At 71.8% G+C, this 11,498-nt stretch carries 8 protein-coding genes; 3 read left to right on the top strand and 5 right to left on the bottom strand.

Translation table 11 applies throughout. The features are described 5' to 3' along the window. Positions 1-574 (top strand): ATP-binding protein (locus tag HTZ82_RS11620; RefSeq protein ID WP_175409266.1); only part of this gene is annotated, 574 nt, incomplete at its 5' end. Then, positions 575-3,472, top strand: coding sequence for a poly(A) polymerase (locus HTZ82_RS11615; protein WP_175409265.1), 2,898 nt, complete (start codon positions 575-577; stop codon positions 3,470-3,472). A 13-nt stretch (positions 3,473-3,485) separates the two neighbouring features. Here HTZ82_RS11615 and HTZ82_RS11610 read toward each other — a convergent pair whose 3' ends face one another. Then, the gene (locus HTZ82_RS11610; protein WP_254711791.1) at positions 3,486-4,361 is read right to left on the bottom strand and encodes a YhjD/YihY/BrkB family envelope integrity protein; all 876 of its coding nucleotides are present in this window, start codon (positions 4,359-4,361) and stop codon (positions 3,486-3,488) included. 228 nt (positions 4,362-4,589) lie between these two features. On the opposite strand from HTZ82_RS11610, the gene HTZ82_RS11605 reads away from it, so the two are divergent. Then, the gene (locus HTZ82_RS11605) at positions 4,590-6,623 is read left to right on the top strand and encodes a PIG-L family deacetylase (RefSeq protein ID WP_254711792.1); all 2,034 of its coding nucleotides are present in this window, start codon (positions 4,590-4,592) and stop codon (positions 6,621-6,623) included. Between the two features lie 130 nt (positions 6,624-6,753). Here HTZ82_RS11605 and tuf read toward each other — a convergent pair whose 3' ends face one another. The 4 genes from tuf to rpsL all read right to left on the bottom strand — a co-directional run bounded on the left by tuf (position 6,754) and on the right by rpsL (position 11,106). Next, positions 6,754-7,947: an elongation factor Tu gene (gene tuf / locus HTZ82_RS11600; protein WP_175409262.1), complete on the bottom strand. Its 1,194-nt coding sequence runs from the start codon at positions 7,945-7,947 to the stop codon at positions 6,754-6,756. A 148-nt stretch (positions 7,948-8,095) separates the two neighbouring features. Beyond that, the gene (gene fusA / locus HTZ82_RS11595) at positions 8,096-10,222 is read right to left on the bottom strand and encodes an elongation factor G (protein ID WP_175409261.1); all 2,127 of its coding nucleotides are present in this window, start codon (positions 10,220-10,222) and stop codon (positions 8,096-8,098) included. A 39-nt stretch (positions 10,223-10,261) separates the two neighbouring features. Then, entirely contained in the window at positions 10,262-10,732 is a 471-nt protein-coding gene (gene rpsG, locus HTZ82_RS11590; RefSeq protein ID WP_023587042.1) for a 30S ribosomal protein S7, read from the bottom strand. Between the two features lie 2 nt (positions 10,733-10,734). After that, a complete protein-coding gene (gene rpsL, locus HTZ82_RS11585; protein WP_003948652.1) occupies positions 10,735-11,106 on the bottom strand; it encodes a 30S ribosomal protein S12 in 372 nt (123 codons plus the stop codon). Positions 11,107-11,498: the final 392 nt, after the last annotated feature.

Below are 11,498 nucleotides of genomic sequence, written 5' to 3'. Positions count from 1 at the left end.
CCGCTGCCGCGCCGAGGCGCGGGAGCTGTACGCGGCCGGGCGCGTCGCGACCGCCGACGAGGCCGTCGCGGCCACCTGGCGGTGGCGGGACGGCGACTTCCCGCGGCTGGTGCACATGGTGGGGCCATCCGGGAGCGGGAAGAGCGCGTTCGCGCGGGGCCTGGGCGGCGTCGACGCGTACGTGTCCCTCGACTCCGTACGGGAGGAGCGCGGCGACCGCGCCGACCAGCGCGACAACGGCGCCGTCCTGCGGGAGGCGCTCGCCCGGCTCGACACCGCCCTCGCGGCGGGGGCCGCCGGTGGCCGCCGGACCGTCGTCTGGGACGCCACGTCCCTCAACCCGCACCAGCGGTCGCTCGTGCACGCCGTCGCCCGCCGCCGCGACGCACTGGTGACGCACGCCGTCATGCTGGTCGACCCGGCGGAGCCGGCCCGGCGCAACGCCGCGCGCGAGCACCCGGTACCGCCGGACGTGCTCGGCGCGCAGCTGCGGCGCTTCGTACCGCCGTACCCGGGACAGGCGCACCGCACCTGGTACATCGGGGCCGGTGGCACGGTGGAGGAGGAGGCGTAGATGCGTACGAGCGACGAGATCTACCACCGGGTCCGGTGGGACTCGCGGTTCGACCCGGCGCGGTTCGTCGTCGGCGTCATGCAGCGGGGCGCCGCGCCCAAGCGGGTGCCGCTGCCCGACTTCGTACCCGGCGGCGAGATCCCGTGGCACCGGGTCCTGTTCTTCGAGGCCGACGGCGAGGTCGTCTGGGACCGGTCGGCCGGTGTGGACCGGATCGACGAGACCGACGCCGGCCGGGTCCGGGACCCGAGGCTGCTGCGGGCGCCGTTCTTCACGGCGCGGTCGCCGTACGCCTGGGAGGGCGGCGCGTGGCGCCCCGCGACCGGGCCCCGTGGCGCAGCGGCGACGCCCGCCGGGCTGCGCGTCGTGACGTGGAACACCCTCTGGGACCGGTACGACAGCGAGCGCATCGACACGGCACGCCGCCGCCCGCTCCTGCTCGACGCGCTACGGGACGCCGACGCGGACGTGATCGCGCTCCAGGAGGCCGAGCCGGAGCTGCTCCGCATGCTGCTGGACGCCGACTGGGTGCGGCGCGACTACACGCTGGGCACCGACCCGGCCGGGCCGGACGTGGCCGACTGCGGGCTGCTGCTGCTCAGCCGGGTGCCGGTGCGGGAGGCGGGCGCGCACCTGCTGGGGCCGCACAAGGCGGTGGCGGCGATGGTCGTGGACACGGCAGCGGGGCCGACGGTCGTCGCCGCCACGCACCTGAGCAGCGACCACTCCGCGGACGGCGCGGCGCGCCGGGAGGCCGAACTGGTGCGGCTCGCGGAGGGCTTCGCGGGCGTCAACGGCGATGTGGTGCTGGCCGGCGACTTCAACGACGGCACCGACCTGCCCGGGACGACGCTCGGCATGCGGGACGCGTGGACCGAGGCGCACGGGCCGGGCGACCACACCCCGACGTTCGACCCGGGCGTGAACCCGCTGGCCGCCGTGTCGTCGCTGAGCGGACGGGCGTCGCGCCTCGACCGGGTGCTGCTGCGCGCGGCCGGGGTGCGGGTGGACGCGGCGGCGCTGGTGGGCGACCGGCCGGGGCCGGACGGGCTGTACGTCTCGGACCACTACGGCGTGGTCGCGGACCTGGCCTTCGACGGCGGGGGCGCGGCGGGTGCCCTGGACGCGCCGCCGACGCCGCGCACGGCGGTGGCGTGGCTGCCGCCGGACGAGCTGTGGCCGCCGCTCCAGGCGATCCGCCGCGACCACGACCCGCAGATCCGGCGGTGGCCGCCGCACGTGAACCTGCTGTTCGGCTTCGTACCGGAGACGCGGTTCGAGCGGGCGGCGGAGCTGGTGTCGGCGGCGGTACGGGAGGTGGAGCCGTTCGACGCGCTGCTGGACGGGGTCCACAGCTTCGGCCACCGCGACTACGCCACGGTGTGGCTGGACCCCGCCGCCGCGGGCACGGCGCCGTGGGCGGAGCTGCGCCGGGCCCTGGAGCAGCGGTTCCCCCGCTGCCGGGACCGCCACCGCCACGGCTTCACGCCCCACCTCAGTCTCGGCCGCACGACCGAGCCGCTGCCCGTGACCGCGGAGTGCGAGTCCCGCCTGGGCCGCCCCCTGGAGGCCCGCGTCGACCGGGTGGCCCTCCTGTCCCGCCGCGGCGACGAACCGATGCGCGTCCGGGCGACGGTGACCCTGGGCACGGGCGAGATCCGGTGGGCCGGGGAGGACCCGGTACGGGAGGAGGACGCGGTACGGGAGCCGGACGCGGGCGCGGCACGCGAGCAGCGGGCCGTACGGGCGGAGGATCCCGAGCAGGCCGAGCCCGTCCAGCAGGTGGCGCGCCAGGTGGCGAAGGCATTGGGCCGTGGTGACGTGCACGTCGTCGGGTCGCGGCGGATGGGGTGTGCCCTGCCTGGGGCGGACCTGGACCTCGTGGTCGCGCTGCCGGGCGGCGGCGTTGACCTCGCGCGGGTACGGGAGCGGGTGACCGCGGCGGTACCCGGCGCCGACGGCGTACGGGACGTGGTGGGCGCGCGGGTGCCGGGCGTCCGGTTCCGGGTGGGCGGTCTCGGCGTGGACCTGGCGGTCGTGGCGACCGGAGACGTACCGCCCGGTGAGGCCGTGGCGCGGCGCGCCGAACTGGGGGACGCGGCCGCCGTCGCGCTGAGCGCGGTGAGTGACGCGGACGCGGTGCTCGCCCGGGTGGGCGACGCGCGACACGCGGCGTTCGCGCGACTGGCCCGAGAGGTGAAGGCCTGGGCGCGGGCCCGTGGCCTGGACTCGGCACCGTTCGGCGGGTTGCCGGGGCTCGCCTGGGCGTCGCTGGCGTCGCTGACCGTGCGGGACGCGGGCGACGACCACCCGACGCCCGACGCGCTGCTGCGGACGTTCTTCGCGACGTGGGCCGCCTGGGACTGGCGGCAGCCGGTCGGCGGCACGCGGCCGCCCATCGGCACACGGCCGCCCGTCGGCCTCGACGCCGCACGTCCCGTGACGGTGCTCACCCCGAGCGAACCCGTACGCTCCTGCACCGAGCAGGTCACCGCGGGCGGCCGCGACCTGCTCGTACAGGAGCTGTACCGGGCCTGGGAGATCCTGGAATCCGGCGGCGCCTGCGACCCGTGGCCCGCGCTGCTCGCCGCGCCGCCCCTGCACCGCCGGCACACCGCGTGGGCCCTGCTCACCGTCCCCGCCGGGCCGGACGAGGGCCGCGTACGGGGCCGGATGCGCGCGCTGCTCACCGCGCTGGAGCAGGCGGGCGCCCCGGACGCCCACGCGTGGCCGCGCCCATCGGCGGCGGGGCCGGCGTCCGTCACATACGCCATCGGCCTGGGCGCCACCCCGCCGGACCGGCACGCCCTCGCCTCGATCGCACGCCCCTGGCTGCGCGGCCTTACGGGCGTGACCCTGACCTGGACCGACGGCGGCGAGGTCCCGACCCTGAGGTGACCGCACGCCCCTCTCACTCCCCCGGCGATCCCGGCGACCCCGGCGGCCGCCTCGCCCCAGCGCCCCGCACCACCCTCCGCACCGCCCCCCGCGCCACCCTCGCCAGCCGCCACCGCTCCTCGTACAGCACCCGCCCGACGAGCGCGCCGCCGAGGACGACGAAGCCGACGCCCACCAGCCAGGACTGGATGACCAGCACCGTCCCGACCGGCCCGTACGCCACCGCGTTCGAGGCGATCAGCGGCGAGAACACCAGGTGCGAGAAGACCCAGAGGCCCCCGAGGCCGATCACGGTCGACAGCGCGCCCGGGAACAGCGCCGCCCACGGCAGCCGCCCGCCGAGCAGCAGCCGCTGCGACCACCAGAAGAAGAACAGCGCGCTCGCCAGGCCCGCAGCGAGCCGCCACGTCAGGTCGCCCGCGTCGGCCGGGCGTGCAGCGATGTTGGACGACAGCAGCAGGTAGCCGATGAGCACGGCCAGCCACACCAGGTGCCGCCACATGGTGTGCCAGCGGGCGGGCGGCACCTCCCACACCTTCTCGTAACCGTTCTGGACGGCCCCGCCGAACGTCAGCCCGAACGCGGCGAGCGCCGCGAGGCCGAACCCGGTGGTGGACTCCAGGGCCGCGACGGGTGTCGTGAACAGCCCCTCCACCTCGGCCTGGGCGCTCTCCGAGAGGCCGAGCCCCTCCGCGAGCCACTCCGCGAAGCCCTGCCCGTCCCCGGGGTCGGCCGCCGCCACCACGATGAGCAGCGGTACGAGGGTGAGCAGTCCGAGCGCGGCGAAGCCCATCGCCCGGTGCATCAGCTCCATGTCCTTGCCGCGCCGATAGCCGCGTCCGACGGCCGAGCCGCGGAAGGAACCGTGCATCCGGCGGAACCACCACATGGAAGGTGGCATACCCGCCCCCGCCCCGCCCGGGATGTGATCCTGCGAACATCACACAGACATACGAGCAACCTCCGGTGACGCACCCCCGTCTAGCTGGTCGCGGTATGGACCACGGCAGCAGCGCGGGGGAAACAGGTGAACGAGTCACGCGGGTCGGGGCAGCGCCCTGCCGTTTTCGGCGGCGACGGCCGGCGGGCGGCCTTCCGGCCGCGTCGGCGGAGCGTCCTGGCGTCCGCCGCCGCCCTCGCCCTCTCCGCGTCCGCCGCGCTCACCGGCTGCTCCGTGCCCGCCCCGCGCCGCACCGGACCCACCGCCGACCCGGCGCCCGGTATGCCGATCGCCAGCACGCGCCGCGCGCAGCTCATGCAGATCATGGCGCACCCGGACGACGACCTGTACTTCATGAACCCGGACTGCGAGCGGATGGTCGACTCCGGCGTCCCCCTGGTCTGCGTGTACGTGACGGCGGGCGAGCACAACGGCAAGAACCACATACCCGGCCGCCGCGGCGAGACCGTCGCCGACCCGGCCGCGTACTCCTCGGCCCGCCACCAGGGCCTGCGCCAGGCGTACGCGCAGATGCTCGGCCTCGACAAGTTCACGCCCTGGCAGAAGGGCGTCATGACCCTGCGCGGCGACCGCCAGGCCGAGATCGACACGCTCACGCACGGCAACCGCCGCGTCGAGCTGGTCTTCCTGAACCTCGCGATGCACGCCCCGCGCCGCTGGATGGCCGTACCCGCCCTGTGGCGGGACCGCGCGGCGGCCCTGCGCACCGTCCTGGCCACCGGCTCACCCGTGCGCCGGGCCTCCGACTACGACTACGACGGGCTGATCGACGTCCTGGTCGGGCTGATGGAGCGGTACCGGCCCACGGTGATCCACACCCTCGACCCTGACCCGGACATCCAGCACAGCGACGAGGCGACCCGCAAGAAGGACTCCGAGCAGCCCGGCTACTCCGACCACGCCGACCACACCGCCGTCGCGTCGTTCAGCTGGGCCGCCATGGTCCGCTGGGTCGCCGAGTCCGCCAGGGACGGCGGCGCGATACCCGGCTTCGTCACCACGTCGTACCGCGGCTACTACAACCGCCACTGGCCCAAGAACCTCCCCGAGCCGCTCGTGCAGGAGAAGGCCGCCCACCTCAGGGCTTACGGCGGCGACGCCTCCTGGCAGTGCGGCAACGCCGGCGGCTGCGGCGACTACAGCCAGGGCGGCACCTGGCCGCTGCGCAACCCGAAGGGCTGGGTTCGCGCCACGCACTACCGCTACCCGTCGCCCGGCCCGGTCGTCGCGACCGACCCGGACGGGCGGCTCGCGGTGTACGGGGTGCTGGGTCTGCGCGCGGTGCGCTGGCGCGAGACGGAGCCGGGCAGCGGCCAGTGGAGCGAGCCCGGCGACCTGGGCGGCGGCCCGCTGGCCCCCGGCCTGGGCGCGGCGACCCTGCTGGACGGGCGGCTGCTGCTGTTCGGGCTCCGGTTCTCGGCGCTCGCCGGGCACCGCGGCGCGAACGAGCGCGAACTGGTGGTCCTGGAGCAGCGCACCCCGGGCGGGCCCTTCCAGGCCTGGACCGGGCTCGGCAACCCGGAGCGCAACGACGACCGCGGCCGCCGCATCGGCGTCCCGGTCGCGGTGACCGCCCCGGACGGGCGGGTCCACCTCTTCGTACGGAACGCGGAGAAGGGCGTCAGCTCCCGGATCCGCGAGACCGACGGCACGTGGGGCCGCTGGCAGGACCTGGGCGGCGCCGAGGTGCAGGACGGGCTGTCGGCCGCGGTCGACGGGCGCGGCCGGGTGCATGTGTTCGCCGCCGGGCGCGAGCGGGTGCACCACTGGACGCAGGACGCGCCGGGGCGCCCGGTGACCTGGCGGGACGGCGGCACGCTGCCGGCGCCGGGCGGTCCGGTGACGGTGGTGCCGGGGCCGGGCGGGGGGCTGGAGCTGTACTACCGGCGGCCGGCCCGCAAGGAGCTGACGGTCGTACGGGTGGACGGCGGCGCCCCGGCCCGTACGCCGGTGTTCCACGGGTACGGCAGGGTCGGCGCGGTCGGCACGCCGCGGGGGCCGGTGCTGCTGGGCAAGGACCTGCGCGGGCGGGTGCAGCTCCAGGTGGCGGGGCGCCGGGCGGTACGGGCGCACGGGGTGATCGCGCTGGAGAACCCGACGCTGCACCTCGGGCCGCAGGGCGCGCTGGCGGTCGGCCTGGGCGCGGACGCGTACCCGTGGTCGTGGGCGTCCCACACGGACGCGGCATAAGGAGCCGGACGCCGCGGCGACCGACGCGGCGCAGGCCGGGCAACGCGAAGGGCCCCGCACCTCTCGGTGCGGGGCCCTCGCTGTTGCTCAGGGAGCAACCAGGTCGTTCAGACCGTCAAGAAGCCGAAGCTCACTTGGTGATCTTGGTGACCTGGCCGGCGCCGACGGTCCGGCCACCCTCACGGATGGCGAACTTGAGGCCCTCCTCCATGGCGACCGGCTGGATCAGCTGGACGGACATGGTGGTGTTGTCGCCCGGCATGACCATCTCGGTGCCCTCGGGGAGGGTCACGACGCCGGTCACGTCCGTGGTACGGAAGTAGAACTGCGGGCGGTAGTTGTTGAAGAACGGCGTGTGGCGGCCACCCTCGTCCTTGGACAGGATGTAGGCCTGGGCCTCGAACTCCGTGTGCGGGGTGACCGAGCCCGGCTTGATGATGACCTGGCCGCGCTCGACGTCCTCGCGCTTGATGCCACGGAGCAGCAGACCGACGTTCTCACCGGCCTGGCCCTCGTCGAGCAGCTTGCGGAACATCTCGATGCCGGTGACCGTGGTGGTGGTCTTCTCGGTCTTGATGCCGATGATGTCGACGGTCTCGTTGACCTTCAGGACACCACGCTCGATACGGCCGGTGACGACCGTACCGCGACCGGTGATCGTGAAGACGTCCTCGATCGGCATCAGGAACGGCTTGTCGACGTCACGCTCGGGCTGCGGGATGGACTCGTCGACGGCCTTCATCAGGTCGAGGACGGACTTGCCCCACTCGGCGTCGCCCTCAAGGGCCTTGAGCGCGGAGACCTTGACGACCGGAACGTCGTCGCCCGGGAACTCGTACTCGGAGAGGAGCTCACGCACCTCGAGCTCGACGAGCTCCAGGATCTCCTCGTCGTCCACCATGTCGGCCTTGTTCAGGGCGACGACGATGTACGGAACGCCGACCTGGCGGGCCAGGAGCACGTGCTCCTTGGTCTGCGGCATCGGGCCGTCGGTGGCGGCGACCACGAGGATGGCGCCGTCCATCTGCGCGGCACCGGTGATCATGTTCTTGATGTAGTCCGCGTGACCGGGGCAGTCGACGTGGGCGTAGTGACGCGACTCGGTCTGGTACTCGACGTGCGCGATGGAGATGGTGATACCGCGCTGGCGCTCCTCAGGAGCCTTGTCGATCTGGTCGAAGGCCGAGGCCTCGTTCAGGTCCGGGTACGCGTCGTGCAGCACCTTGGTAATGGCGGCCGTGAGGGTCGTCTTACCGTGGTCGATGTGACCGATGGTGCCGATGTTGACGTGCGGCTTAGTCCGCTCGAACTTCGCCTTCGCCACTGGGGTCCTCCTGTGGAGTGGTTCTGTACGCCTTACTCATCGGCGCCAGGTGATCTTTGCTGGGATGCCGGCCCCGGGGCATTCAACACGGTCCGTATCGAATGCCCCGGATATCCGGTGATAAGCCTAAAGCGTGAACTCGGGGGAGTTACTCGCCCTTGGCCTTCGCGATGATCTCCTCGGCGACGTTCCGCGGAACCTCGGCGTAGGAGTCGAACTGCATCGAGTAGCTTGCGCGACCCGAGGTCTTGCTGCGGAGGTCGCCGACGTAGCCGAACATCTCCGACAGCGGCACCAGGCCCTTGACGACGCGGGCGCCGGCACGCTCCTCCATGGCCTGGATCTGGCCACGGCGGGAGTTGATGTCGCCGATGACATCGCCCATGTAGTCCTCGGGCGTGGTGACCTCAACGGCCATCATCGGCTCGAGGAGCACGGGGGACGCCTTCCGCGCGGCCTCCTTGAAGGCCTGCGAACCGGCGATCTTGAAGGCGAGCTCGGAGGAGTCGACCTCGTGGTAGCCACCGTCGATCAGGGTGACGCGCACGCCCGTCATCTCGTAGCCCGCGAGGATGCCGAACTGCATGGCCTCCTGGCAGCCGGCGTCCACCGAAGGGATGTACTCCTTCGGGATACGGCCACCGGTGACCTTGTTGACGAACTCGTACGCGGCGTCGCCGCCCTCGATGGGCTCGATCGCGATCTGCACCTTGGCGAACTGACCGGTACCACCGGTCTGCTTCTTGTGGGTGTAGTCGACGCGCTCGACCGTCTTGCGGATGGTCTCACGGTACGCGACCTGCGGCTTGCCGACGTTGGCCTCGACCTTGAACTCACGCTTCATACGGTCGACGAGCACCTCGAGGTGAAGCTCGCCCATACCGCCGATGACGGTCTGGCCGGTCTCCTCGTTGGTGTGCACCTGGAAGGAGGGGTCCTCCTCCGCGAGACGCTGGATGGCGACACCCAGCTTCTCCTGGTCACCCTTGGACTTGGGCTCGATGGCGACCTCGATGACCGGCGCCGGGAAGTCCATGGACTCCAGGATCACCGGGTTCTTCTCGTCGCACAGCGTCTCGCCGGTCGTGGTCTGCTTCAGACCCATGACGGCGACGATGTCGCCGGCGCCCACCGACTCGATCTCCTCACGCTTGTTGGCGTGCATGCGGTAGATCTTGCCGATGCGCTCCTTGCGGCCCTTGACGGAGTTCAGCACGGCGGTGCCGGACTCCAGGCGGCCGGAGTACACCCGGACGAAGGTGAGCTTGCCGAGGTGCGGGTCGCTCATGATCTTGAACGCCAGCGCGGCGAGCGGCTCGGAGTCGGCCGGCTTGCGGGTCACGACCTGCTCGGCGTCCTTGACGTCGTGGCCCTCGATGGCCTCGATGTCGACGGGCGACGGCAGGTAGCGCACGACCGCGTCGAGCAGGGGCTGGACGCCCTTGTTCTTGAACGCGGTACCGCAGAACACCGGGGTGACCGTGGTGCCCTTGCCCTTGCCGGAGGCGATGGTGATACGACGGATCGCGGCGTACAGCTGCTCCTCGGTGGGCTCCTGGCCCTCCAGGTACAGCTCCATGATCTCTTCGTCGTTCTCGGCCACGGCCTCGACGAGCTTGTTGCGGTACTCCTCGGCGGCCTCGGTGTGGGTGTCCGGGATGTCGACGACGTCGTACATCTCGCCCTTGGCGGCCTCGGCGGACCAGACCAGGGCCTTCATCCGGACCAGGTCGATGACGCCCTTGAAGTCCGCCTCGGCACCGATCGGCAGCTGCATGACGATCGGCTGCGCGCCCAGGCGGTCCGAGATCATGTCCACGCAGCGGTGGAACTCGGCGCCCGTACGGTCGAGCTTGTTGACGAAGCAGATGCGCGGAACGCCGTAGCGGTCGGCCTGACGCCACACGGTCTCGGACTGCGGCTCCACACCGGCGACACCGTCGAACACGGTGACGGCACCGTCGAGGACGCGGAGCGAACGCTCCACCTCGACCGTGAAGTCCACGTGACCCGGGGTGTCGATGATGTTGATGGTGTGGTCGACGTCCTCGAGCGGCCAGTGGCAGGTCGTCGCGGCGGACGTGATCGTGATGCCGCGCTCCTGCTCCTGCTCCATCCAGTCCATCGTGGCAGCGCCGTCGTGGACCTCACCGATCTTGTAGGAAACACCGGTGTAGAAGAGGATGCGCTCGGTCGTGGTCGTCTTGCCCGCGTCGATGTGGGCCATGATCCCGATGTTGCGGACCTTGGCCAGGTCAAGCGAAGTGGTAGCCATAAGGCTTCAGTCTTCTCTCGGTCTCGATGTGGGGTGCGACTACCAGCGGTAGTGCGCGAAGGCCTTGTTGGACTCGGCCATCTTGTGCGTGTCCTCACGCTTCTTGACCGAAGCACCGAGGCCGTTGGAGGCGTCGAGGAGCTCGTTCATGAGGCGCTCGGTCATGGTCTTCTCGCGGCGGGCGCGCGAGTAACCCACGAGCCAGCGGAGAGCGAGGGTGGAGGCGCGACCGGGCTTGACCTCGATCGGAACCTGGTAGGTGGCGCCACCGACACGGCGGGACTTGACCTCGAGAGCCGGCTTGACGTTCTCGAGGGCGCGCTTCAGCGTGATGACCGGGTCCTGGCCGGTCTTCTCGCGGAGGCCCTCCATGGCGCCGTACACGATGCGCTCGGCGGTGGAGCGCTTGCCGTTCAGGAGGATCTTGTTGATGAGCGAGGTCACCAGAGGAGAACCGTAAACCGGGTCGATGATGACCGGGCGCTTCGGGGCGGGGCCCTTACGAGGCATTCTTACTTCTCCTTCTTGGCGCCGTAGCGGCTGCGGGCCTGCTTGCGGTTCTTGACACCCTGGGTGTCGAGCGAGCCGCGGATGATCTTGTAGCGAACACCCGGCAGGTCCTTCACACGGCCACCACGCACGAGCACGATGGAGTGCTCCTGCAGGTTGTGTCCCTCACCCGGAATGTAAGCCGTGACCTCGATCCCGGAGGTCAGACGCACACGCGCGACCTTGCGGAGGGCCGAGTTCGGCTTCTTCGGGGTGGTCGTGAACACACGCGTGCAGACGCCGCGGCGCTGAGGGGAACCCTCGAGTGCGGGCGTCTTGTTCTTCTCGACCTTGTCCTGCCGGCCCTTGCGGACCAGCTGCTGGATCGTAGGCACTACTTCTCCGGTTTCTGTGTGCCGTGTAGTGAAGCTAACCTGGAACGTTGCCGACCCACGCGGTCGGGTGTGTCGAATCTTGCGGACTCCCGCCGCGAGGCGGAGAGGGGCGCAGATTGCGGTGGCCCTTAGCGACTCGCTGTGCGGTTGAGGACACGCACAGGAGCCCAGGCACACCCCAGGCACAAGGTCTGAGCGTACCTATCGCATGGACTCCGGTCAAAACAAATGCCACGCCGCCGAGCAGCCCGGAATCGGGGGCTCTGCCCCCGTGCGCCCGCTCCTCAAGCGCCGGAGGGGCTGATTTTCAGCCCGTCCGGCGCTTGAGGACGAGCTCCCCCAAGCTCTTCGAGCAGGGGGTACCCCCAACAGGCGCGAACGGGGGCCTGGGG

Origin of the sequence: Streptomyces sp. TRM64462 (assembly GCF_013362995.1) — a bacterium.
Taxonomy (GTDB): domain Bacteria; phylum Actinomycetota; class Actinomycetes; order Streptomycetales; family Streptomycetaceae; genus Streptomyces.
This window is presented reverse-complemented; position numbering and strand designations above follow the sequence as displayed.